Genomic DNA, 22,433 nt, shown 5'->3' on the forward strand with positions numbered 1-22,433 from the left:
CGGACAGGCTTATGAATGACGAGGGGATGACGGCAATGGACTCTGGCCTCAAGCGGGAGTTGGAGCAGAAGGTTCGCGCGGGGGAGCGGCTCTCCCGTGAGGACGGCATCGCCCTGTACGAGTCCGACGACCTGGCATGGCTGGGTGGTCTGGCTCATGAGGTGCGTACCCGTAAGAACGGTGACGTCGTCCACTTCAATGTCAACCGTCACCTCAATATGACCAATGTGTGTACCGCGTCGTGTGCGTACTGCTCCTTCCAGCGCAAGCCGGGCGAGAAGGACGCGTACACGATGCGTATCGAGGAGGCGGTGCGGCTCGCCAAGGCGATGGAGAACGAAAACCTGACCGAGCTCCATATCGTCAACGGTCTGCACCCCACTCTCCCCTGGCGCTACTACCCGCGGTCGCTGCGGGCGCTGAAGGAGGCGCTGCCGCGGGTTTCGTTGAAGGCGTTCACGGCCACCGAGATCCATCACTTCGAGAAGATCTCCGGGCTCAGCGCCTCCGAGATCCTCGACGAGCTGATCGATGCCGGTCTGGAGTCGCTGACCGGTGGTGGTGCCGAGATCTTCGACTGGGAGATCCGTCAGCACATCGTGGACCATGAGACCCACTGGGAGGACTGGTCGCGGATCCACCGGCTGGCCCACCAGAAGGGGCTGAAGACCCCTTGCACGATGCTGTACGGGCATATCGAGGAGCCGCGGCATCGGGTGGATCATGTGCTGCGGCTGCGGGAGCTTCAGGACGAGACCGGGGGGTTCCAGGTCTTCATTCCGCTGCGCTACCAGCATGACTTTGTGGATATGAGGGACGGGAAGGTCCGGAACCGGCTTCAGGCGCGGACGACGATGGCGACGGGGGCCGAGGCGTTGAAGACGTTCGCGGTCTCGCGGCTGCTGTTCGACAATGTTCCGCATGTGAAGGTCTTCTGGGTCATGCATGGGGTGCAGACGGCGCAGCTTGCGTTGAACCATGGTGCGGATGACATGGATGGTTCGGTGGTCGAGTACAAGATCACGCATGATGCGGACAACTACGGGACGCCGAACAAGCTGACCCGTGACGATCTGCTGGAGCTGATCCAGGACGCGGGCTTCCGTCCGGTCGAGCGCAACACCCGCTACGAGGTCATCCGCGAATACGACGGCCCCGACCCCGACCGCCGCGAGTCCCCCCAGCCCATGCGGGTGTGAGACCCCGACCGGCATCTCCCACCCCACGACGATCGGCAGGCAGCAGCCATGCACACGAACACGCCCGATGATGAACTCGAAGTCTGGATCGACCAGGACCTGTGCACCGGCGACGGCATCTGTGCCCAGTACGCCCCGGAAGTCTTCGAGTTGGACATCGACGGACTGGCCTACGTCAAGGACGAGAACGACGAGCTGTGCCAAGAGCCCGCCGCCACGGTGACTGTTCCGCTTCCTCTGGTGAGGGACGTGGTGGACGCAACGAACGACTGCCCCGGTGACTGCATCCATGTGCGCCGCAAGAGCGACCAGGTGGAGCTGTACGGGCCCGACGCAGGAGCACTGGCGTGATGACTCTGACCATGACGACGTTCGAGAAGGCACACCCCGACGCGAAGGCGGCGCTCGACCGCGCGGCTGGTGGGGGTCGTATCACCCCGGGAGAGGCGCTCGAGTTGTACCGGTCCGCTCCGCTGCATGCGCTGGGCGCTGCCGCCGACGCCGTGCGCAGGCGCCGTTACGCGGGTACGGAGCACATCGCGACGTATCTGATCGAGCGGAACATCAATTACACCAATGTGTGTGTGACGGCGTGCAAGTTCTGTGCCTTCTATGCTCCGCCGAAGGATGCGGCCAAGGGTTGGACGCGTGATCTGGATGACATTCTGCGCCGTTGTGCGGAGACTGTTGAGCTTGGTGGTACTCAGATCATGTTCCAGGGTGGTCATCACCCGGACTATGGCGTGGAGTACTACGAGGAGCACTTCGCGGCGATCAAGAAGGAGTTCCCGCAGCTGGTGATTCACTCGCTGGGGGCGTCCGAGGTCGAGCATATGGCGCGGATCTCGGGTGTCTCGGCGGAGGAGGCGATCCGGCGGATTCATGCGGCGGGTCTGGACTCGTTCGCGGGGGCGGGGGCGGAGTTGCTGCCGGAGCGTCCGCGGAAGGCGATCGCGCCGTTGAAGGAGTCCGGTGAGCGGTGGCTGGAGATCATGGAGATTGCCCATGGTCTGGGGGTGGAGTCGACTTCCACGATGCTGATGGGCACGGGTGAGACGAATGCGGAGCGGATCGAGCACATCCGGATGATCCGGGATGTGCAGGATCGTACGGGTGGCTTCCGTGCGTTCATCCCGTACACGTATCAGCCGGAGAACAATCATCTGAAGGGGCGGACGCAGGCGACGGTCTTCGAGTATCTGCGGATGATCGCGGTTGCCCGGCTGTTCCTGGACAATGTCGCGCATATTCAGGGTTCCTGGCTGACTGTCGGCAAGGAGGCTGGGCAGTTGTCGCTGCATTACGGTGCGGATGATCTCGGTTCGGTGATGCTGGAGGAGAACGTGGTCTCCTCGGCGGGGGCGAAGCATCGTTCCAACCGGATGGAGTTGCTCCATCTCATCCGCGCGGCGGGGCGGGTGCCCGCGCAGCGTGCCACCACCTACGAGCACCTGGTGGTGCACGAGGACCCGGCGAACGACCCGGTCGACGACCATGTCGTCTCACACCTGTCCTCCACGGCCATCGAAGGCGGCACCGCCCACCCCGAACTCAACCTCATCGACGCGAAGTGACCGTGCCGCCCGACCCCGTCAGGCCGCTTCCCGGCGCGGGCTGAGGGGCGGCGGCTCCGCGACCGGACGGAGAAGGGGGCATAGACCGGGGTCCCGGTCGATGCCTCCTTCTCCTTGCTCATCGTGCCTCGGCCGTAAGGCCATGCGGTGGCCCGGACGCCCACCCATGCCACGGAGCATCAACTTCGTTCTGTGATACCCCCTTCATGGTGAAACCGCTTGCGTCAGCGAGGCTTAACCAGGTGAATGGACTCCACTTGACACGGTTGTCCAGGGGGGGATTCACGTGACAGCAGCAGACTCGGCGGGACAGGAACAGAACACGCCTTCTCACTCCTTACCCGGAGCCGGAGGCCCGCCACCACCCACCGCCCCACCGCAGCCACCGGCCGGTCCGCCGCCCGCCGCCAATCGGTACCACCCCGCTGCGGCACCAGCGGCCGCGGCACAGCCGATCATCGGCGTCGACCTGCGGGTCAGCAAACGGCTGCTCTGGATCGGAGACGCCTACTACCCGCTGCACAACGTCGCCCGGGTGTACGCGCTCACCATCCATCCCCGGCGCAAGGACGCCGCTCTGCTCTTCGCGAAGCGGCTGCTGACCATTGGAGCGGTGACGGCAATCCTGGGTCTGCTCGCCGCTGTGATCGACGGGTCCAGCAGCGACTTTGGAAGCAGCGGCAGCAGCGGCTCCGGCGATCTCTCCGTCCTAGTCATGATCGCCGCGGTCGCGGCGCTGATCTACTCCCTCGTGGAGATGCTGACGGTGCTCGCCGCACCCGCGCACTTCATCCTGGCCGTCGAGACCTCCGGCTCCTCCACCGCCGTGGTGACCAGCCGGTGGCCGGACCAACTGCGGCAGCTGGCCCGCCAGATCGCCGACGCGATCGAGAACCCGGAGGCGGAATTCACGGTGCGGGTGGACACCATCAGGATCAGCCCCAAGCACTACTACTTCGGAGACAACGTCAACATGTACGGCGGCACCGGCAACGTAGGGATGGCGAGCTGATGAGCGGGGACCAGCACTACTACTTCGGCAGCGGCGACCACGTCACCATGCATGGCGGCTCGGGCAACATCGGCATCGACAAGCGAGTCACTCCGGCCCAAGAGCTGCCCCAGGCCGTCCAAGAGGCCCTCCGCGAGCTCCTTGCTCTGGTCCAGGAACTGCGCCCCCAGCTGCCACCCGTCAGCGCCGACGCTCTCGACGACTCACTGCCGGCACTCCGCGCCGAGGCGGATGTCCAACCGCAGGAGCGGCACCGCGCCCTGCTCGCCGTCGCGGGCATCGCCGCGACCATCGGCGCGCTCGGCGTACCGATCATCGACGCCATCAACAAGGTCCTCGAACTCATGGGCGCAAAGTGAGCACCCGGCAGACGCTGACTCCCGGGGAGGCGCTCAAGCCAGCCGCGGAGCTGCTGCGGGGACGCCAGGCAACCTCCTATAGCTGACGGATCGTTCAGCTACGGGGGCTCATCGTCGATATACCCCAGGCAAGCCCCGTGGCTTGCCTCCGGCAGCCCTCATGTCGGGCCCACAAGACCCCACATCCGACTGGCCACTCTGACACCTTGAGTCCGATCTCAGTAGTCCATTGGGGCGGACGTGATCAGATCAAAGCCCAGTCGCGATGCACCATGGCCGGTTTTTCATAGCCTGCTCAGATGAAGACGGTCATGCGAAGGATTGCAATTATCTTCACAGGGACAGTGAAGACGGTCACGCAAGGGATGCGGACTGCCTTCATGTGGGCAGTGAAGGTCCGACGTTTTCGGTGGGTACTCTTTGCTGACTTCACTTTCTTCCCGGCCACCGCCTTCATCGACATTTCCCTCTCCGGGAGCGGGCAAGCCGTAACGAGCCTCTTGCGTATCGTAGTTGGCGGCGTTAATGGAAATTTGAGCGCTGCCCCTCATCGGATCCGGATGTTGATTGTTCGGTTGTGCGTCGCCAGGTCACGCTACCCCGTGAAAGTTTTATTCGGGACATGCTCGGCGACCGCCCGGTGGCTCGCGTGTACTTTCGAAATCCTTCAAAAAGCACTCCAGTTCCCCATATGGATGCAAACTTCCTGTCGGTCAGTTGGGATACCGACAAAGAGAAAAGGCAGACGAAACTGCAAAAGGTCGACCCATATCGACGCAATCGAGCAGTGACGAGCAGCGTCGAGTACAGATTGGATAGTCGCTGAGGTTGCACTCCTGGTGTCCGGCCGGCCAGTCGCAGTCGCATGCGAGGTCTGGTGCAGGAGAGCGGCCACGGGGAAGTCTGGACGTGGGCCCGAAAGGCGGCACTCGGGCCGGAGCAGCAGGCATCACCGCTGGGCGCCCACCCGTACGAGACCTGCGGCACGCAGGCGCCGCGGCGCCACAGCCCTCCCCACACACCGTGGCCAGCACGCGAGATCGAGTGGGACACAGTGAGATGGATCGCCCGTTCCGGGCGGGATCCCTACAGGGCAACGACAACGGCCCCCGACCGCGTTCCCGCAGTTCAGGGGCCGTTTACCCAGTGTGGCGGCGCCAGGATTCGAACCTGGGTAGGCTAAGCCGACGGATTTACAGTCCGCTCCCATTGGCCACTCGGGCACACCGCCTGGGATGTGGCCAGGTACTCCGCTTGCGCGTCGCTGCTCCCTGGCAACGACGTAAACAATACCTGATGCGGAGGGGTGGTTCGCCACCCGGTTGATCGCCTCTGGATCATGGCCGAGATCGCTAGGCTGGCTGATGCGGTCCGTGGGGCCGTGCCACTGACGGATCTACGTACGAGGAGCCAACTCAAGATGGCCGACTCCAGTTTCGACATCGTCTCGAAGGTCGAGCGGCAGGAGGTCGACAACGCTCTCAACCAGGCGAGCCGCGAGATCTCCCAGCGCTACGACTTCAAGAACGTCGGCGCCTCGATCGAGTGGTCGGGCGAGAAGATCGAGATGCGCGCCAACTCCGAGGAGCGGGTGAAGGCGATCCTCGATGTCTTCCAGTCCAAGCTGGTGAAGCGCGGGATCTCGCTGAAGTCGCTGGACGCGGGCGAGCCGCAGGCTTCGGGCAAGGAGTACAAGATCTTCGCCTCGTTGCAGGAGGGGATCACCCAGGACAACGCGAAGAAGGTCGCCAAGATCATCCGCGATGAGGGGCCGAAGGGCGTCAAGGCGCAGGTGCAGGGTGAGGAGCTGCGGGTGTCGTCCAAGAGCCGGGACGACCTCCAGTCGGTGATCGCGCTGCTGAAGGGCAAGGACTTCGACTTCGCGCTTCAGTTCGTGAACTACCGCTAAACCCATTCTGACCTGCGTGAACGCCATCACGCAGACTTCGCGGGGCGCAACGGGGCCCATCGCAGTGCAGAGTCTCCGCCGGTGTCCCCGTTGTGCCCGCCGTCATGTTGTGCCCGCGGGCACATGGACGAGATTGACCGTGGGTGACGTACCGTGCACCCTCCGCTCAGCGGAGGGTGAGCAGCAACACGTCGTGGAGGTCGGCCTCCGCCCACGGGCGCGCCTCGCCGATCTTGCGATAGCCCCATGCGTGGTACGCGGTCCTCGCCGCCACGCTGTCCGGGTGAACGTTGAGGAGCACCCGCTCGGCCCCGATGCCGTCGAGCAGTGCCTCGTGCAGTCGGCGAGCCATGCCACGCCTGCGCCAGGGACGACGAACGGCGAGTTCCATGAGCCCGAAGGTGCGGTGTCCGGTCTCTCGTCGCAGGTCGTCGGAGACGGGCTCGGTCAGTTTGTCCCACCACTCCGCGTCGGGGCCGAGCAGGGAGCCGTACGCCATGCCGACCGGCTCGCCGTCCTCGGTGCGGGCAAGGGTGGCACGGAAGGTGCCCTTGCGGGTCTGGGAGGGGAAGCGGTTGCGGGTCTGGGAGGGGAAGCGGCGGAAGGCGGCGCCGATATCGTCCGCGGTCTCCTCGTAGGGCGGTTCGGCGAAGGCTTCGGCGTAGACCAGCCGGATCGCGTCCTCGGCCCGTGCAGCGGCACGGCCGTCCAATCGCTCGACGGTGATGGCTCCTGGTGGCATCACGTGGTGCTCCCTCGGTGAAATGCTCGGATCTTCCCCAACAGGCGCGGAGACGAGATGCCGCCGTATGCGGTGAGGGTGGACCCCATTTCCGCGCATGCTTCGTCCGCTCCCCCGCATCGAGCAGTACCCCCGCGAGCTTCACACACGTCGGCCGCGGCGCAGGCCACCTCGAACGGGCCGAGAAGCGGGACCAGTTGGGTCCGGTGCTCCTCAGCGCCCCGCGAAGGGCTGGTCGGTGCGGACGATCTCGTGGCCCAGGGGGGTGAGGGAGATCGGGATCAGCTTGAAGTTGGCCAGGCCCAGCGGGATGCCGATGATCGTCAGGCACATCACCACGCCGGTGATGATGTGGCCGAGGGCGAGCCACCAGCCCGCGAGGACGAGCCAGAGGACGTTTCCGACGCAGGAGGGGGCGCCGGCGTCGCGGCGGGGGACGGCCATGCGGCCGAAGGGCCACAGGGCGAAGCCCGCGATACGGAACGAGGCGATGCCGAAGGGGATGCCGATGATGGTGATACACAGCAGCAGCCCGGCCAGTACATAGCCGAGGGCCATCCAGATGCCGCCGAAGACCAGCCAGATGATGTTCAGGATCGTCTTCATCGCTGGTTGCCTGCCATCTCTTCGAGCCGGGCGATGCGCTCGCCCATGGGCGGGTGGGTGGAGAAGAGCTTGGACATGCCGCCACCGGCCCCGAAGGGGTTGGCGATCATCATGTGGCTCGCCGTCTCCAGACGGGGCTCAGGAGGCAGCGGGAGCTGCTTGGTCCCGGCGTCCAGCTTGCGCAGGGCGCTGGCGAGGGCGAGGGGGTCGCCGGTGAGCTGGGCGCCGGAGGCGTCCGCCTCGTACTCGCGGGAGCGGCTGACCGCGAGCTGGATGAGGGAGGCCGCCAACGGACCCAGGATCATGATCAGCAGCATGCCGAGGAAGCCGGGGCCCTCGTCGTCGTCGGACCGGCCGATGGGGATCAGCCAGGCGAAGTTGACCAGGAACATCACCACGGTGGCCAGGGCACCGGCGATCGACGAGATGAGGATGTCGCGGTTGTAGACATGACTCAGCTCATGGCCGATGACCCCGCGCAGCTCACGCTCGTCGAGCAGCCGCAGGATGCCGTCGGTGCAGCACACCGCCGCGTTCCGCGGGTTGCGGCCGGTCGCGAAGGCGTTGGGGGCCTCGGTCGGGGAGATGTAGAGGCGGGGCATGGGCTGGCGGGCGGCCGTGGAGAGCTCGCGGACCATGCGGTAGAGCTGGGGGGCCTCGAATTCGCTGACGGGACGCGCGCGCATGGCGCGCAGGGCCAGCTTGTCGCTGTTCCAGTAGGCGTAGGCGTTGGTCGCGAGGGCGACGAAGACCGCGATGATCAGTCCCGTACGGCCGAAGAGGCTGCCGATGACGATGATGAGCGCGGACAGTCCCCCGAGGAGTACGGCGGTCTTCAGCCCGTTGTGCCGGCGGTGCACGGTACGCCCTCCCAAGTAGTGCCGCGGGGGAACCTTCGGTGGGTGTCTCCACCTTCCAGTGGACCCTCCCGAACTGGTCAACGCCAGGTGAGAGCCTCTAGTTCCCTTGTGCACACGGCTGAACGATGCCGACCGGTGAGGGTCGGATCACAGCAGCGTGCCCGAGGCGAAGCGGAGCACGAGCTCAGGGGCGCCGGACAGGGCGATGCCGAGGACGGCGGCCAGGCCGATGGCGGCGGTGAGCGGGGCCGCCGCCGTCCGGGTGAGAGCCACCTCTCCCGTGGGTGCCGCTGCGGCCTCCGCGGCAGGGGCGCGGAACAGCGCCGCCGTCCACTGGAGGTAGTAGTAGAGCGCGATCACCACGTTCACGGCCATCACCACGGCCAGCCAGCCCAGCCCGGCGTCGACGGCCGCGGAGAAGACGGCCACCTTGGCGAAGAGCCCGATGATGCCCGGGGGCAGCCCGGCCAGGCAGAGCAGGAAGAAGCCGAGGGCGAGGGCGGCGGCCGGACGAGTGGCGTACAGGCCGCGGTAGTCGGTGAGCCGGTTGCCCGGGCTGGTACGGGCCACCAGGGCGGCCACGGCGAACGCCCCGAGGTTCACGGCCGCGTACATCAGGGCGTAGGCGACGGTGGTGCCCACGGAGTGGGAGATCTCCTTCGCGCTATCCCCGTACCCGGCGGCGGCGATCGGCACCAGGAGATAGCCCGCCTGCGCGACCGAGGACCAGGCGAGCAGCCGGACGGCGCTGAAGGCGCGCTCGGGGCGCTGGCGCAGCGCCGCGGCGTTGCCCGCGGTCATGGTCAGCGCGGCGAGGACGGCGACCACCGGGCCCCACACCTCGGCGTAGGACGGGAAGGCGAGGACGGTCACCAGGATGAGGCCGGAGAAGCCGACCGCCTTGCCCACGACGGACAGATAGGCGGCCACCGGGACCGGCGCGCCCACGTAGGTGTCCGGCACCCAGAAGTGGAAGGGGACGGCCGCGGTCTTGAACGCGAAGCCGACCAGGGTGAGGACAACGCCCGCCTGGGCGAGGGTGTCGAGCCGCGGATCGACGTGGGTGAGGCCCTCGGCGATCCGGGACAGATGGAGGCTGCCGGTGGCGGCGTAGACGAAGCTGACGCCGAGCAGCATCACGGCCGTCGCGGTGACCGAGGAGAGGAAGAACTTCAGCGCGGCCTCGGAGGAGAGGCGGTCGCCGCGGCGCATGCCGACCAGGGCGAACGCCGGGAGGGAGGCCACTTCCAGGGCGATGACGAGGGTCGCCAGATCGCGTGAGGCGGGCAGCAGGGCCGCGCCGGAGGTGGAGGACAGCAGCAGGAACCAGAACTCGCCCGCGGGGAGTTTGAGATCGGCGACATTGCTGATGGACAGCAGCGCGGTGAGCAGCGCCCCGCCGAGCACCAGGAACTGGACGACAAGTGCGAAGCTGTCGGCCGTGTAGCTGCACACATCGGCGTCGGAGGTCAGACAGAAGGTGGAACGGTCGCCGTGCACCAGCGGCAGCAGGCTGAGCGCGGCCAGGGCGAGACCCACGACGGCCAGCCAGCCCAGCAGGGGCTTGCGGCTCTCGGGCAGGAAGAGGTCGGCGACGAGGCAGACCAGGGCGGCCACGGCGGCGATGGTGGGCGGGGCGATGGCGAGCCAGTCGACCGACTGGACCAGGCTCCCGGCCAACGCCGCGGAGTCCGTGGCGAGCCCGGAGGGGCCCGTGGCGATCGGGGTCATCACTTGCCTCCCGCGAGGAGCGCTTGCACGGCCGGGTCGCTGAGGCCGAGGAGGGCCGCGGGCCAGAGTCCGGCGAGGACGGTGAGGGCCACCAGGGGGCTCCAGGCGGCGGCCTCGTGGCCGCGGACGTCGGCCAGGGCGGGCCGTTCGGCCCCCGGTTCGGCGGGGTGCTGTCCGGGCTCGGCGGGGTGGTCGCCCATGCATACGCGCCGTACGACGACGAGCATGTAGGCGGCGGTCAGCAGGGTGCCGAATCCGGCGAGCGCCATGAAGGTGAGGTACGCCGGGCGGCTGAGCCCGTCGGCGGGTTCGAACGCGCCGAACATGGCGAGCATCTCGCCCCAGAACCCGGCGAGTCCGGGCAGCCCCAGGGAGGCGACGGCGCCGAAGGCGAGCAGTCCGCCCAGGCGCGGGGCCCGCCCGTAGAGGGCCGCGCCGCTGGTGCCCGAGAGCTGGTCGAGATCGGTGGTGCCGGTGCGGTCCTTGAGTGCGCCGACGAGGAAGAACAGCAGCCCGGTGATCAGGCCGTGGGCGATGTTGGCGAACAGCGCGCCGTTGACCCCGGTGGGGGTGAGGGTCGCGATGCCCAGGAGGACAAAGCCCATGTGGCCGACGGAGGAGTAGGCGATCAGCCGCTTGAGGTCGCCCTTGCCGCCGGTGCGCGCGAGCGCCAGACAGGCGAGCGATCCGTAGAGGATGCCCACGACGGCGAACGCGCCGAGGTAGGGCGCGTAGGTGTGGGCACCGTCGGGGGTCATCGGCAGCACGATGCGCACCAGTCCGTAGGTGCCCATCTTGAGCAGGACGCCCGCCAGGAGGACGGAGCCGACGGTGGGGGCGGCCGTGTGGGCGTCGGGGAGCCAGCTGTGCAGCGGCCACATCGGGGCCTTGACGGCCAGTCCCACGATGATGGCCAGGGCCGCGATCAGCTGGGTGGTGTGGCTGAGCCCGGACCCCTTGTCGGAGGCGAGTGCCACCATGTCGAAGGTGCCGCCCTTGAGCCCGACGAGGAGGAGGCCGAGCAGCATGACGACGGAGCCGAGCAGCGTGTAGAGGATGAACCGCCAGGCGGCGTGCTCCCGTTCGGCGCCTCCCCATCGGTTGATGAGGAAGTACATCGGGATGAGCACCATCTCGAACGCCAGGAAGAACAGCATCAGGTCGAGGACCGCGAAGGCGGCGAGGGTGCCGCCCTCCAGGAGGAGCAGCAGCGAGACGAACGCCTTGGGCGACGGCCCGGCGGGCGGGTTGAAGTAGCCGTAGAGCGCGCAGAGGAACGTCAGCAGCGCGGTCAGCACCAGCAGTGGCAGGGAGACGCCGTCCACCCCGAGGTGGATCCGGATGTCCAGCGCCGGGATCCAGCTGACGTCGGTCTGCCCCTGCATCCGGGCCGGGTGACCGTGATCGAACCCGGCGGCCAGGGCGATGGCGACGGCCAGCACCGCGCCGGTGACGGTCACCCCGTGCCGGAGCACGGCCTGCTCGGGGCCGCGGCCGCGCAGCCCGGGCGGGGCCGGGAGCAGGGCGGCGACGGAGCCGAGCAGCGGCAGCACGACCAGGGCCAGGAGGAGGACTTGCAGGGTGGTGTGGTTCACGGGTCAGGCTCCCGCTGCGACGAGGACGGCGGCGACGGCCAGGACGAGGGAGCCCGCGAGCAGTGCGCCGAGATAGGTCTGCACATTGCCGTTCTGGGCGCGGCGGACGGCCGCGCCGAACAGGCCGGGCGCACCGGCCGCGCCGCGCACATAGGTCTCGATGACCGCGCGGTCGAGGAACCGGACGAGACCGGCGGCGGCGCGCACCGGGCGGACGAACAGCGCGCTGTAGACGGCGTCGAGGTGGAAGCCGGTGGCCGCGTGGCGGTGCAGCGGGCCGAGCAGCAGACGGCCGGGGTCGGCCGGGTCGGTCGCCCCGGCGACGGAGCCGTAGGCGGCCTCGTGGGTGGCGATGGCCTCGGCCTCGGAGACGGCGTCGGCGGCGTCCGGGTGGGCGGCCAGCGCGCCGAGCGGGAGGCGGGCGGCGCGGGCGGAGGTGTGCCGCCAGGCGCCGTACATCACCAGCGCGCCGGCGAGGGCCATGCCGGTGCCCACGACGGAGGTGGTGAGGGTCGGGGTGAGGCTCTGGCCGTCGAACCAGTCGGGCAGGACGCCGTAGGTCAGGCCGAGCGCGGCGGTGGGCACGAACAGCGCCCACAGCACGGCGTTCATGGCGACCGGCTGCTTTCCGTGGTCGGGGGCGGGCTCGCCCTTGCCCCGGAAGGCCATCAGCCACAGCCGCGTGGCGTAGCCGGCGGTGAGCAGGGCCGTGAGCACCCCGGAGACGAGTACGGTCCAGCCGACGCCCTCGGGGATGTCGGCGGTGTGGCCGGTGGCGGCGTGCTCGGCGGCGCCGAGGACGGCCTCCTTGGAGAAGAAGCCCGCGAAGGGCGGGAGGGCGGCGAGCGCGAGCAGCGCGACCGTCACGGTCCAGAAGGCGTCCGGGATCCGCTTGGCGAGGCCGCTCATCCGGGACATGGCGGCGAGCGAGTTGGTCCCGGCGGCGTGGATGATCACGCCCGCGCCGAGGAAGAGGAGCGCCTTGAACGCGCCGTGCGCGATGAGGTGGAAGATGGCGGCGCCGCGGTCGCCGACGGCCAGGGCGCCCGTCATATAGCCGAGTTGACCGATGGTCGAGTAGGCGAGGACGCGTTTGATGTCGTCCTGGGCGAGCGCGGCGAGCGCCGAGCCGACCATGGTGACGGCCGCCATGGCGGCTAGCACGGCGAGCGCGGCGGCGGAGGAGACGAAGACGGGCAGCAGCCGCGCGATGAAGTAGACACCGGCGGCGACCATCGTCGCGGCGTGGATGAGCGCCGAGACCGGGGTGGGGCCGGCCATCGCGTCGGGCAGCCAGGTGTGCAGCGGGAACTGCGCGGACTTGCCCGCGACCCCGGCGAGCAGCAGCAGCGCGATCAGGGTCGGATGGTCCAGCGGGGCGCCTGAGTCGGAGGTGAGCCGGGTGACGATGCCGCTGATGCGATACGTGCCGGTGTCGCCCGCGAGCACGAAGATGCCGATCAGAAACGGGACATCGCCCAGCTTGGTGACCAGGAACGCCTTGAGGGAGGCGGACCGGGCGGCCGCGGTCTCCCAGTAGTGGCCGACCAGGAAGTACGAGCAGATGCCCATGATCTCCCAGCCGACCAACAGCACGATGAGGTCGTCGGAGTAGACGACGAGCAGCATCGCGGAGGTGAAGAGGGAGACCAGCGCGGCGTAGGAGGGGTAGCGCGGGTCGTCGCGCAGATAGCCGGTCGAGTAGATCTGGACGCACGTGGCCACGGCGCCGACGAGGACCGCGACCAGGGCGGCGAAGCCGTCGATGTTCAGGGCGAGGTCGATCGGGACCGAGCCGGTGTCGGCGAGCCGGGTCGACACGTGCAGGGGCGCGGTTCCGGCGCCCTCTCCCCCGCCCTGGCGTACGGCGACGAGCACGGCGAGCGCGGCCGCGGCCAGGGTGGGCAGCACGGCGAGCGGGCGGACGAAGCCGGGGGCGCGGCGGCCCGCCCCGAGGCCCGCGAGGGCGCCGAGGAAGGGCAGCAGGGGGACGAGAACGGCGGCGGTCGTGGTCGTCACGCGGTCTGCCTCCGAACGGGAGTTGCCTGGTCGGCGCCGTTGTCAGTGGGGGCTGTCACGCTGTCGTCAGCGGCGGGGGTGCCGACCGGAGGGGGATCGGCGAGGTCCCGGAGCCGGTCGACGTCGGCGGTGCCGCGGTTGCGGTGGACGAGGAGGACGATGGCCAGACCGATGCCGATCTCGGCGGCGGCGATGGCGATGGTGAACAGGGTGAGGGCCTGGCCCGCGTGCAGGGTGTCGCGGAGCCAGACGTCGAAGGCGACGAGATTGAGGTTGACGGCGTTGAGCATCAGCTCGACCGACATCAGCACCAGGATCGCGTTGCGGCGGGCGAGCACGCCGTAGAGGCCGGTGCAGAAGAGGAGGACCGCGAGGACGGCGGGATAGGCGAGGTGCATCAGCGCTTCTCCTTGCCGCTGCTGGTGGCGCTGTTGGTGGCGCTCGTGTGCCCGTCGCCGCTCGTGCCGCCGCGCTTGCGGGACAGGACGATCGCGCCGACGAGCGCGGCGAGCAGCAGCACGGACAGCGCCTCGAAGGGCAGCACCCAGTGCCGGAAGAGGCTGTCGCCGGTGACGGCGGTGGCGCCCTGTACGCCCTTGTCGAGGTCGATCCAGGTGGTCCGGAAGGCGTCCACGACCACCCAGACCAGCGCGGCAGCGGCAGCGATGGCCACCGCGAGGGCGGCCGGGCGGTTGCCCGAATCGGCGTCCGGTGAGCGGCCGATGGGCGCCTTGGTGAGCATCAGCCCGAAGAGGAGGAGGACCACCACGGATCCGACGTAGATCAGCACCTGCACCCAGGCGATGAACTCCGCGGTCAGCAGAAGGTATTCCACGGCGAGACCGCCGAGCGTGACCACCAGCCAGAGGGCCGCGTGCACCAGCTGCTTGGTGGTGACGGTGACGACGGCCGCGCCGAGGGTGGCGAGGCCGACGAGGAGGAAAGCGATCTCGACGCCGGTGGGCGACAGGAAGCCGTGACCGGCGGCGGCGAGACCGCGACCGGCGAGCTCGCGGCCGGTGGCTGCCGCGAGCGAACTTACGGAACTCACGATGCGGCTCCGTTCCCGCGGGAGGTGTCGCCGGGGGTCTCGCCGTCCGTGCTGGTGGTACCGGCGTCGGCTTCGGCGGCCGCGGCCGCCTCCGCGGCGGCCAGCTTGTCGGCGGCCTTGCGGGCGGCGGCGAGCTCCTTGGGCTCCTCCGCGGCCGGATCGAGCGCGGGCGGCGCGGGCACCGTCCACATCCACTCGCGGAGCTTGTCCCGCTCATGGGTGAGCTCGCGGATATCGGTCTCGGCGTACTCGAACTCCGGTGACCAGAACAGCGCGTCGAACGGGCACACCTCGATGCAGATACCGCAGTACATGCACAGCGCGAAGTCGATGGCGAACCGGTCCAGCACGTTCCGGCTGCGCTCACGCCCGCCGGGGGTGGCCGGGGGCACGGTCTCCTTGTGGGAGTCGATGTAGATGCACCAGTCCGGGCACTCCCGGGCGCAGAGCATGCAGACCGTGCAGTTCTCCTCGAACAGCCCGATCACCCCGCGGGTGCGGGGCGGCAGTTCGGGCTGTGCGTCCGGATACTGCGCGGTGTGCGACTTCCGCGTCATCGTGCGGAGGGTGACGGCCAGGCCCTTGGCCAGTCCGGAACCGGGAATGCCCATCAGGAGATCACCACCTTGACGACGCCGGTGAGGGCGATCTGGGCCAGGGAGAGCGGAATGAGGCAGGTCCAGGCGAACCGCTGGAGCTGGTCCTCGCGCAGCCGGGGATAGGTCACCCGCAGCCAGATCACGACGAAGGCGAGGACGGCGGTCTTCAGCAGGGTCCACAGCCAGCCGAGGTCATCGGCGAACGGACCGTGCCAGCCGCCGAGGAAGAGCACGGTGGTCAGCCCGCACAGGATCACGATGCCCGCGTACTCGGCGAGCAGGAAGAGCGCGAAGCGCAGCCCGGTGTACTCGGTGTACGCACCGAAGATGATCTCGGAGTCGGCCACCGGGGCGTCGAACGGCGGGCGTTGCAGCTCGGCCAGGCCCGCGGTGAAGAACACCACCCCGCCGACGATCTGCCACGGCACCCACCACCACTCGAAGGCGTCGAGGATGCCGGGCAGCGAGACGGTGCCCGCGGCCATCGCCACGGACGCGGCGGTCAGCAGCATCGGCAGCTCGTACGCCATCAGCTGGGCGGCCGTCCGCAGACCGCCGAGCAGCGAGAACTTGTTGGCCGATGCCCAGCCCGCCATCAGCGAACCCAGGACGCCGACGCCCATCACGGCGAGCACGAAGAAGATCCCGGCGTCCACGAACTGACCGACGGCGCCCTCGGCGGGGCCGATCGGGATCGCGACGAGCACCAGGAGGTACGGGAGCAGCGCGACGGCGGGCGCGAGCTGGAAGATCCGCCGGTCGGCCCCGGCCGGGACGATGTCCTCCTTCTGCGCGAACTTCACGCCGTCCGCGACGAGTTGGGCCCAGCCGTGGAAGCCGCCCGCGTACATCGGTCCGAGACGGCCCTGCATATGGGCCATCACCTTGTGCTCGGTCTGCCCGACGACCAGAGGCAGGACCAGGAAGGCGAGCAGCAGGACGAGCAGTCGCAGCGCGACGTCGAGGACGTCGTTCACCCGGTGCCTCCTGGCTGGTCGTCGGTGCTGGTCTCGTCAGGGCGGGGGTCCTCGCCGGACGGGCGGGGTTGGGATTCGGCTTCGGGTTTCCCGGACTCGGTCGGGTCAGGTTCGCCCTTGTCACCTGTGGGTTCGTCGCCGTACGCCGGGCGGGCGTGATGCCAGGGCGCGTCGGAGGACCGCGCACGGCGGGCGGGCCGCTCCGGAGCGGCCGGAGGCGCGGCGTCCGACGCGGCTTCCGTCGCCGGGGTCTCCGGGGTCTCCGGTGCCGCCGGTGCCGCCGGTGGCGCTGCCGAGGCTGCCTGGTCACGCTGGCTCGCCGAACCGCCGCTCGCGCTGCGCGCACGCCGCACCGGGCGCTCAGGCGCAGCCTGGGGCTCCGTCGTCGGCTCGGCGGACGAGGTCGCCTGCTGCTGGCTCGCCGAGCCCTCGCTCGCACTACGCGCGCGCCGCGCGGGCCGCTCGGCCGGGGCCGCCGCGTCCGCCGCCGGCTGCTGGCTCGCCGAGCCGGCGCTCGCCGTGCGGGTACGGCGCGCCGGGCGCTCGCCCGTCGCGCGGGCGCCGCGCGCCGGACGGGCCGGGGCGGGCGGCAGTTGGCCCTTGAGCGGGCCCCATTCGTTGGGGTCGGGAACGCCCGGCGGCAGCATCTGCCGCCGCTTGGGCCCGCCGTGGTCCGACTCCCCCGGCTCCTTCGCACCCGGCCATGCCTTGGCGACCCGGGCCGCCAGGACGAAGTCCTTGCGCAGCGGATGGCCCTCGAAGCCGTCGGGGAGCAGCAGCGGTGCCAGATGGGGATGGCCGGTGAAGCCGATCCCGAACATCTCGTGGGTCTCGCGCTCGTGCCAGGCCGCACCGGCGTAGACGCCGGTGGCGGTGGGCAGCACGGGCGCGTCGTGCGGGACGGTGGTGCGGACCAGCAGCGTGCGCACCGCCGGGCCCGGGGCCGCGGGCCCCGCGAGCGCGACGACGTACGCGGCCACGCGGAAGCCCTCGCCCGGCTCGTCGACCGCGCTCAGCCAGTCGAAGTAGGTGCAGCCGAGGGTGTCGCGGGCCGTCTCCAGCGCCGCGGTCCAGGACTCGGCGGGGACGTCGACGGTGAGCAGGCCGTATGCCTCCTCCGCCGTGGCGCCCTCGCCGAACAGCTCGGCGGCGGACCGCGGCAGCCAGCCCACGGGCGGCGCGGCGGCGGCCGGGGTCTCCGGAGCCTGCGCTGCCTCCTCCGTGGGCTCGATCGGTTCGTGTCGCTGCTCGGTCATCGGGTGTCTTCCTGCGCCGGAGGCTGCTGCCGAGGCTGCTCCGGCGGCGTGACCAGGCCGCTGCGGAGGGCGGCCGTGGAGGGACGGCCCGCGGCGGCGTCCGCGCCGTAGCGCTCGCCGAGCGACTCGCGGGCGATCTTCTCCTGGAGCTTGAGGATGCCCTGGAGCAGGGCCTCCGGCCGGGGCGGGCAGCCGGGGACGTACACATCGACGGGGATGATCTGGTCGACGCCCTTGGTCACCGAGTACGAGTCCCAGTACGGGCCGCCGCAGTTGGAGCAGGCCCCGAAGGAGATCACGTACTTCGGCTCCGGCATCTGCTCGTACAGCCGCTTCACCGCGGGCGCCATCTTGTCCGTGACCGTGCCGGAGACGACCATCAGGTCGGCCTGGCGCGGCCCCGGCGCGAAGGGGATCACACCGAGCCGGATGAAGTCATGGCGGGCCATGGACGCCGCGATGAACTCGATGGCGCAGCAGGCCAGGCCGAAGTTGAAGACCCACAGGCTGTAGCGGCGGCCCCAGTTCAGGACCACCTTCATCGGCTCGGGGGCCAGCCGGGCGAGCGCGCCGAGGCGGCGGGGCTCCGGGAGATCGACCGGAGCCGTCGCCGGGTTCGTCGTCGGTGTCACGTCCATTCCAGGACGCCCTTCTTCCATGCGTACAGCAGACCTACGGCGAGGAACCCGAGGAAGATGAACATCTCCACCAGCGTGGCGGCACCGAAACCGGGTGCGGCGAAGATCGTCGCCCACGGGAACAGGAAGATCGAGTCCACCGCGAAAATCACATACAAGAAAGCGTAGACGTAGTAGCGGACCTGGGTGTGTGCCCAGCCCTCGCCCACGGGGTCCACCCCGCACTCGTACGTCAGCAGCTTCTCGGGCGTCGGGACCACGGGGCGCAGCAGCCGCCCGGCCCCGAAGGCCACCGCTACGAAGATCACCCCGACCGCTCCGACCAGACCGACCACCGCGTATCCGTGGAAGTAGTCGGCCGCGAGCTGGACGCTGGTGGTGGTGCGCACGGTCGTCGCCTCCGGCACGTCCGCCCCTCGCTCCCTGATCCTGGCTGTCTGGCCTGCTCCTCGTCGACCTCGTGTGTTCGACGATCCGTACGGACGGGAGTCTAGGCCCTGATGGTCACCGGCTGATCCGCCCGTCCGGCATGCGGCGGGGGCAGGCCCGGTACGCGGTGGGCCGGGTCCGGCGGGCCGTGGGACGACATCCCGCGTCCGGTGGGGTTAGCCCTACGTCCCGCCCGGCGACGTACCCCATGGCGCCGGGTCTTCGGGACCGGCACTCTTGGCTGCTATGACCTCCCGTTCCTCCGGCCCGTCGGCCGGATCCCCCGGCTCCGCGGCCGGTGACGCCGATGAGCGCCTGCCCCGCCCGCCCGCCTTCGCCTTTCCCGCGCAGACGTGGAAGGAGATCGCCCATCTGCTGCTGAACCTGCCGGTGGGCATCGTCGGCTTCGTCTACGCCGTGGTCTGGCTGGCCCTGGGGGCGGGGCTGACGATCACGGTGGTGGGGCTGCCGCTGCTGGCCGCCGGGCTGGTCGGCGGGCGGATGTTCGGCCGGTTCGAGCGGTCCCGGGCCAGGGCGCTGCTCTCGGTGCGGGTGGACGAGCCGAGCCGGCTGCCGCAGCTGCGGGACCAGAGCTTCTTCAGTCGGCTGTCGACGAGTCTGCGGGACCCGGTGGGCTGGCGGAGCACTCTGTACGGCTTCATCCGGCTGCCCTGGGGTGTGCTCACCTTCGCCATCGCGCTGGTCTCGCTGATCATCGCCTGGCCGGTGCTGCCCTGGATCGCCCGCGCGCTCACCCATGTGGACCGGGCGATGGTGCGCGGGCTGCTGTCGCCCTCGGACGAGCTGGAGCGGCGGATCGCGGAGCTGGAATCGGACCGGGGGACGGTGGTGGACACCGCCGCCGCCGATCTGCGCCGTATCGAACGCGATCTCCACGACGGAGCTCAGGCCCGCCTGGTCGCCCTCGCCATGGGCCTCGGTCTGGCCAAGGAAAAGCTCGAGGAGGACCCCGAGGCCGCGGCCAGGATGGTCGACGAAGCCCACGGCGAGGTCAAACTCGCCCTCCAGGAACTACGCGACCTCGCCCGCGGCATCCACCCCGCCATCCTCACCGACCGCGGCCTGGGCCCCGCCCTCTCCGCACTCGCCGCCCGCTGCACCGTCCCCGTCACCGTCACCGTCGACCTCCCCCACCGCCCCGCACCCGCCATCGAGGGCATCGCCTACTTCACCGTCTCCGAACTCCTCCAGAACATCAGCAAACACAGCGCCGCCCGCACGGCGACGGTGGAGATGTGGCACGCGGACGGCAGGCTGCTGTTCCAGGTGCGGGACGACGGCCGCGGTGGGGCGAACACGGCCGGGGGCAGCGGACTGGCGGGGCTCGCGGAGCGGCTGGGCTCGGTCGACGGGCGCTTCACCGTGGACTCCCCGCCCGGCGGGCCGACGTCGGTCATCGCCGAGGTGCCCTGGCGGGACAGTGTTCCTACGGCCCGCTGAGGGATTCCGTACGCCCCCGGAGGTAGGGCTAGCCCCCGGGTGAAGACGCCGACCTCCCCGATGGTCCGGCCCGCCCCCGTCCGGGAGTCTTGAGGCACACGGACGACACCCACCCACGTCGCGCAGTGCGCCGGACCACCGGCGCCCCGGAGGACGGACACCACGATGGCCACCGCATATGGACCGTACGGGCCGGGGGCGGAGCCCCGCGGCAGCTTTGCCGCGGCGCTGCGGGCGCCATTCAGCGGCCGCGTCTGGCGCGAACTCCTCTATCTGCTGGTCAGCCTGCCGATGGCCGTCCTCTCCTTCGCCTACACGGTCACGATGATCGTGCTGGGCGCCGGGCTGCTGGTCACCTTCCTCGGGGTACCGGTGCTCGGTCTGGCCCTCGCGGGCTGTCGGGCGCTGGGTTCCGTGGAGCGGGCGCGGGCCCGTGCGCTGCTCGGGCTGGAGGTGGCCGCCCCCGAGCCGGTCCGTCCGGGGAGCGGCAAGGACGGCCGCCGCGGGACCGGGCCGCTGGCCTGGGTGGGCGCGATGCTCAAGAGCGGCACCTCCTGGCGCCATGCGCTCTACGCCCTGCTCCATCTGCCATGGGCCATCTTCGGGTTCGTGGTGGCGACCGTTCTCTTCTGCTACGGCTGGGGCTTTGTGACCTATCCGCTGTGGCGCTGGACCTTCCCCGCCTTCGGCGACCAGCCGGGCATTCAGGTGTGGGGCGACCACGACGGGAACGCGTTCTATCTGGACTCCCCGCTGGAGATCGCCGCGACCTGTGCCGTCGGGGCGGTGGTACTGCTGCTGACGCCGCCGACGATCCGCGGGCTGACCGCGGTCGACCGGCTGATGGTGTCCGGGCTGCTGGGCCCGTCCCGGCTGGCCAGCCGGGTCTGGGAGCTGGAGTCGGACCGGGGGACGGTGGTGGACACCGCCGCCGCCGATCTGCGCCGTATCGAACGCGATCTCCACGACGGAGCACAGGCCCGCCTCGCCGCCCTCGCCATGGACCTGGGCCTGGCCAAGGAGAAGCTCGAGGAGGACCCCGAGGCCGCGGCCAGGATGGTCGACGAAGCCCACGGCGAGGTCAAACTCGCCCTCCAGGAACTACGCGACCTCGCCCGCGGCATCCACCCCGCCATCCTCACCGACCGCGGCCTGGGCCCCGCCCTCTCCGCACTCGCCGCCCGCTGCACCGTCCCCGTCACCGTCACCGTCGACCTCCCCCACCGCCCCGCACCCGCCATCGAGGGCATCGCCTACTTCACCGTCTCCGAACTCCTCCAGAACATCAGCAAACACAGCGCCGCCCGGAGCGCCGGGGTCGATGTGTGGCGGGCCGAGGACCGGGTGATGCTCCAGGTCACCGATGACGGCCGGGGCGGAGCCAACACCTCCGCCGGATCGGGTCTCGCCGGTCTGGCCGAGCGGCTCGACGCGGTGGACGGCATCCTCATCGTCCACTCCCCGCCCGGCGGCCCGACCGCGGTCACCGCCGAGCTGCCCTGGCGCTGACGGCCGGAAACGCCTGCCCCCACCGCTGCCCCACCGGGTCCGTGCGACGCGGGCGTCCGAATCCTGGGATGCTGGTCCCGACGAACCGAACGAACGGGGGCCGTGCATCGTGAAGGACAGAGTGCGGGTGGTCATCGCCGAGGATTCGGTGTTGCTGCGCGAGGGGCTGACCCGGCTGCTGACCGACCGTGGCCATGAGGTCATCGCGGGGGTGGGCGACGCCGATGCGCTGATCAAGTCGATCCGCGAGCTGGCGGACGAGGGCGCGCTGCCGGATGTGGTGGTCGCCGATGTGCGGATGCCGCCGACCCACACCGACGAGGGGGTGCGGGCGGCCGTCCGGCTGCGCCGGGACCACCCGGGACTGGGTGTGCTGGTGCTGTCACAGTACGTGGAGGAGCAGTACGCGACGGAGTTGCTGGCGGGCAGCAGCCGCGGGGTGGGCTATCTGCTCAAGGACCGGGTGGCCGAGGTCCGCGAGTTCGTGGACGCCGTGGTGCGGGTCGCCGAGGGCGGCACCGCCCTCGACCCGGAGGTGGTCGCCCAGCTGCTGGGCCGCAGCCGTAAGCAGGATGTGCTGGCCGGGCTCACCCCACGGGAGCGGGAGGTGCTGGGGCTGATGGCCGAGGGCCGGACGAACTCGGCGATCGCCCGGCAGCTGGTGGTGAGCGACGGGGCGGTCGAGAAGCACGTCAGCAACATCTTCCTGAAGCTGGGACTGTCCCCGAGTGACGGGGATCACCGTCGGGTGCTCGCGGTGCTCACGTATCTCAATTCCTGATCGGGCGGTCAGGACCGTGGGCGACGGTGTGACCTGCCGTCAGAACCCAGGTCCGGGCCGGGTGTGCCCGGGGCTCCACGGCGCCAAAGCGAAGCCAAAGGCTGAACGGGGGATCAGCGGAAATGA

Annotated in this window: 22 protein-coding genes and 1 tRNA gene; 9 read left to right on the forward strand and 14 right to left on the reverse strand. The window is 69.8% G+C overall.

Translation table 11 applies throughout. The annotated features are described in order from the left end of the window. Nucleotides 1-35 precede the first annotated feature (35 nt). From mqnE to AC4BEG_RS14310, 5 genes are all read left to right on the forward strand, one after another. Nucleotides 36-1,199 carry an aminofutalosine synthase MqnE gene (mqnE, locus tag AC4BEG_RS14290; protein WP_490706254.1) on the forward strand — a complete coding sequence of 388 codons (1,164 nt, stop codon included), beginning with the start codon at nt 36-38 and terminating at the stop codon, nt 1,197-1,199. A 48-nt stretch (nt 1,200-1,247) separates the two neighbouring features. Beyond that, a complete protein-coding gene (locus tag AC4BEG_RS14295; RefSeq protein WP_490706255.1) occupies nt 1,248-1,550 on the forward strand; it encodes a ferredoxin in 303 nt (100 codons plus the stop codon). Next, on the forward strand, nt 1,550-2,773 hold the full coding sequence (gene mqnC / locus AC4BEG_RS14300) for a cyclic dehypoxanthinyl futalosine synthase (RefSeq protein ID WP_490707083.1): 1,224 nt from the start codon (nt 1,550-1,552) through the stop codon (nt 2,771-2,773). The genes AC4BEG_RS14295 and mqnC overlap by 1 nt, the downstream gene beginning before the upstream one ends. Before the next feature lie 286 nt (nt 2,774-3,059). After that, nucleotides 3,060-3,785: a DUF6232 family protein gene (locus tag AC4BEG_RS14305; RefSeq protein WP_490706256.1), complete on the forward strand. Its 726-nt coding sequence runs from the start codon at nt 3,060-3,062 to the stop codon at nt 3,783-3,785. Further along, complete coding sequence (locus AC4BEG_RS14310) at nt 3,785-4,144, forward strand: hypothetical protein (RefSeq protein ID WP_490706257.1); 360 nt, start codon at nt 3,785-3,787, stop codon at nt 4,142-4,144. Before AC4BEG_RS14305 ends, AC4BEG_RS14310 begins: the two co-directional genes overlap by 1 nt. A gap of 1,149 nt (nt 4,145-5,293) precedes the next feature. Here AC4BEG_RS14310 and AC4BEG_RS14315 read toward each other — a convergent pair. After that, nucleotides 5,294-5,375: transfer RNA gene (locus AC4BEG_RS14315), tRNA-Tyr, on the reverse strand. 189 nt (nt 5,376-5,564) lie between these two features. On the opposite strand from AC4BEG_RS14315, the gene AC4BEG_RS14320 reads away from it, so the two are divergent. Beyond that, the gene (locus tag AC4BEG_RS14320; protein WP_490706258.1) at nt 5,565-6,053 is read left to right on the forward strand and encodes a YajQ family cyclic di-GMP-binding protein; all 489 of its coding nucleotides are present in this window, start codon (nt 5,565-5,567) and stop codon (nt 6,051-6,053) included. Nucleotides 6,054-6,219: 166 nt separating this feature from the next. Here the strand turns inward: AC4BEG_RS14320 and AC4BEG_RS14325 are convergent, their stop codons facing one another. From AC4BEG_RS14325 to AC4BEG_RS14385, 13 genes are all read right to left on the reverse strand, one after another. Then, complete coding sequence (locus AC4BEG_RS14325) at nt 6,220-6,795, reverse strand: GNAT family N-acetyltransferase (RefSeq protein ID WP_490707084.1); 576 nt, start codon at nt 6,793-6,795, stop codon at nt 6,220-6,222. A gap of 213 nt (nt 6,796-7,008) precedes the next feature. Continuing rightward, nucleotides 7,009-7,401 (reverse strand): YccF domain-containing protein, encoded by a 393-nt coding sequence (locus AC4BEG_RS14330; RefSeq protein ID WP_490706259.1) that lies wholly within the window; start codon nt 7,399-7,401, stop codon nt 7,009-7,011. Then, nucleotides 7,398-8,261, reverse strand: coding sequence for a zinc metalloprotease HtpX (gene htpX, locus AC4BEG_RS14335; protein ID WP_490706260.1), 864 nt, complete (start codon nt 8,259-8,261; stop codon nt 7,398-7,400). The genes AC4BEG_RS14330 and htpX overlap by 4 nt, the downstream gene beginning before the upstream one ends. Before the next feature lie 147 nt (nt 8,262-8,408). Then, nucleotides 8,409-9,992, reverse strand: coding sequence for an NADH-quinone oxidoreductase subunit N (locus AC4BEG_RS14340; protein ID WP_490706261.1), 1,584 nt, complete (start codon nt 9,990-9,992; stop codon nt 8,409-8,411). Continuing rightward, complete coding sequence (locus AC4BEG_RS14345; RefSeq protein ID WP_490706262.1) at nt 9,992-11,587, reverse strand: complex I subunit 4 family protein; 1,596 nt, start codon at nt 11,585-11,587, stop codon at nt 9,992-9,994. The genes AC4BEG_RS14340 and AC4BEG_RS14345 overlap by 1 nt, the downstream gene beginning before the upstream one ends. 3 nt (nt 11,588-11,590) lie before the next feature. Further along, the gene (locus AC4BEG_RS14350; protein ID WP_490706263.1) at nt 11,591-13,606 is read right to left on the reverse strand and encodes an NADH-quinone oxidoreductase subunit 5 family protein; all 2,016 of its coding nucleotides are present in this window, start codon (nt 13,604-13,606) and stop codon (nt 11,591-11,593) included. After that, a complete protein-coding gene (gene nuoK / locus AC4BEG_RS14355) occupies nt 13,603-14,004 on the reverse strand; it encodes an NADH-quinone oxidoreductase subunit NuoK (RefSeq protein WP_490706264.1) in 402 nt (133 codons plus the stop codon). Before nuoK ends, AC4BEG_RS14350 begins: the two co-directional genes overlap by 4 nt. Continuing rightward, nucleotides 14,004-14,657 carry an NADH-quinone oxidoreductase subunit J family protein gene (locus AC4BEG_RS14360; RefSeq protein WP_490706265.1) on the reverse strand — a complete coding sequence of 218 codons (654 nt, stop codon included), beginning with the start codon at nt 14,655-14,657 and terminating at the stop codon, nt 14,004-14,006. The genes nuoK and AC4BEG_RS14360 overlap by 1 nt, the downstream gene beginning before the upstream one ends. Then, the gene (locus tag AC4BEG_RS14365; RefSeq protein WP_490706266.1) at nt 14,654-15,268 is read right to left on the reverse strand and encodes a NuoI/complex I 23 kDa subunit family protein; all 615 of its coding nucleotides are present in this window, start codon (nt 15,266-15,268) and stop codon (nt 14,654-14,656) included. Before AC4BEG_RS14365 ends, AC4BEG_RS14360 begins: the two co-directional genes overlap by 4 nt. Beyond that, nucleotides 15,268-16,233 (reverse strand): complex I subunit 1/NuoH family protein, encoded by a 966-nt coding sequence (locus AC4BEG_RS14370; protein WP_490706267.1) that lies wholly within the window; start codon nt 16,231-16,233, stop codon nt 15,268-15,270. The genes AC4BEG_RS14365 and AC4BEG_RS14370 overlap by 1 nt, the downstream gene beginning before the upstream one ends. Further along, nucleotides 16,230-17,489 carry an NADH-quinone oxidoreductase subunit C gene (locus AC4BEG_RS14375; protein WP_490706268.1) on the reverse strand — a complete coding sequence of 420 codons (1,260 nt, stop codon included), beginning with the start codon at nt 17,487-17,489 and terminating at the stop codon, nt 16,230-16,232. Before AC4BEG_RS14375 ends, AC4BEG_RS14370 begins: the two co-directional genes overlap by 4 nt. Next, a complete protein-coding gene (locus AC4BEG_RS14380) occupies nt 17,486-18,127 on the reverse strand; it encodes an NADH-quinone oxidoreductase subunit B (protein ID WP_490706269.1) in 642 nt (213 codons plus the stop codon). The genes AC4BEG_RS14375 and AC4BEG_RS14380 overlap by 4 nt, the downstream gene beginning before the upstream one ends. Beyond that, entirely contained in the window at nt 18,118-18,534 is a 417-nt protein-coding gene (locus AC4BEG_RS14385; protein WP_490706270.1) for an NADH-quinone oxidoreductase subunit A, read from the reverse strand. Before AC4BEG_RS14385 ends, AC4BEG_RS14380 begins: the two co-directional genes overlap by 10 nt. A 268-nt stretch (nt 18,535-18,802) precedes the next feature. Between AC4BEG_RS14385 and AC4BEG_RS14390 the strand changes: the two genes are divergently transcribed. From AC4BEG_RS14390 to AC4BEG_RS14400, 3 genes are all read left to right on the forward strand, one after another. Beyond that, nucleotides 18,803-20,017, forward strand: a complete 1,215-nt coding sequence (locus AC4BEG_RS14390) for a sensor histidine kinase (protein WP_490706271.1) — start codon at nt 18,803-18,805, stop codon at nt 20,015-20,017. A gap of 165 nt (nt 20,018-20,182) precedes the next feature. Then, nucleotides 20,183-21,526: a sensor histidine kinase gene (locus tag AC4BEG_RS14395; RefSeq protein ID WP_490706272.1), complete on the forward strand. Its 1,344-nt coding sequence runs from the start codon at nt 20,183-20,185 to the stop codon at nt 21,524-21,526. Nucleotides 21,527-21,647: 121 nt separating this feature from the next. Further along, complete coding sequence (locus tag AC4BEG_RS14400) at nt 21,648-22,307, forward strand: LuxR C-terminal-related transcriptional regulator (RefSeq protein WP_490707085.1); 660 nt, start codon at nt 21,648-21,650, stop codon at nt 22,305-22,307. The last annotated feature ends 126 nt before the right edge of the window (nt 22,308-22,433 follow it).

This window comes from Streptomyces sp. JLBJ103 (assembly GCF_058215575.1).

Excerpts from the sequence above, each read along its gene's own strand:
- AC4BEG_RS14390 (WP_490706271.1), top strand. The coding sequence starts at position 18,803 with ATGACCTCCCGTTCCTCCGGCCCGTCGGCCGGATCCCCCGGCTCCGCG.
- mqnC (WP_490707083.1), top strand. The coding sequence starts at position 1,550 with ATGACTCTGACCATGACGACGTTCGAGAAGGCACACCCCGACGCGAAG.
- AC4BEG_RS14325 (WP_490707084.1), bottom strand. The coding sequence starts at position 6,795 with ATGCCACCAGGAGCCATCACCGTCGAGCGATTGGACGGCCGTGCCGCT.
- AC4BEG_RS14320 (WP_490706258.1), top strand. The coding sequence starts at position 5,565 with ATGGCCGACTCCAGTTTCGACATCGTCTCGAAGGTCGAGCGGCAGGAG.
- AC4BEG_RS14380 (WP_490706269.1), bottom strand. The coding sequence starts at position 18,127 with ATGGACGTGACACCGACGACGAACCCGGCGACGGCTCCGGTCGATCTC.
- AC4BEG_RS14340 (WP_490706261.1), bottom strand. The coding sequence starts at position 9,992 with ATGACCCCGATCGCCACGGGCCCCTCCGGGCTCGCCACGGACTCCGCG.
- AC4BEG_RS14295 (WP_490706255.1), top strand. The coding sequence starts at position 1,248 with ATGCACACGAACACGCCCGATGATGAACTCGAAGTCTGGATCGACCAG.
- AC4BEG_RS14330 (WP_490706259.1), bottom strand. The coding sequence starts at position 7,401 with ATGAAGACGATCCTGAACATCATCTGGCTGGTCTTCGGCGGCATCTGG.
- nuoK (WP_490706264.1), bottom strand. The coding sequence starts at position 14,004 with ATGCACCTCGCCTATCCCGCCGTCCTCGCGGTCCTCCTCTTCTGCACC.
- AC4BEG_RS14310 (WP_490706257.1), top strand. The coding sequence starts at position 3,785 with ATGAGCGGGGACCAGCACTACTACTTCGGCAGCGGCGACCACGTCACC.
- AC4BEG_RS14395 (WP_490706272.1), top strand. The coding sequence starts at position 20,183 with ATGGCCACCGCATATGGACCGTACGGGCCGGGGGCGGAGCCCCGCGGC.
- AC4BEG_RS14365 (WP_490706266.1), bottom strand. The coding sequence starts at position 15,268 with ATGGGCATTCCCGGTTCCGGACTGGCCAAGGGCCTGGCCGTCACCCTC.
- mqnE (WP_490706254.1), top strand. The coding sequence starts at position 36 with ATGGACTCTGGCCTCAAGCGGGAGTTGGAGCAGAAGGTTCGCGCGGGG.
- AC4BEG_RS14375 (WP_490706268.1), bottom strand. The coding sequence starts at position 17,489 with ATGACCGAGCAGCGACACGAACCGATCGAGCCCACGGAGGAGGCAGCG.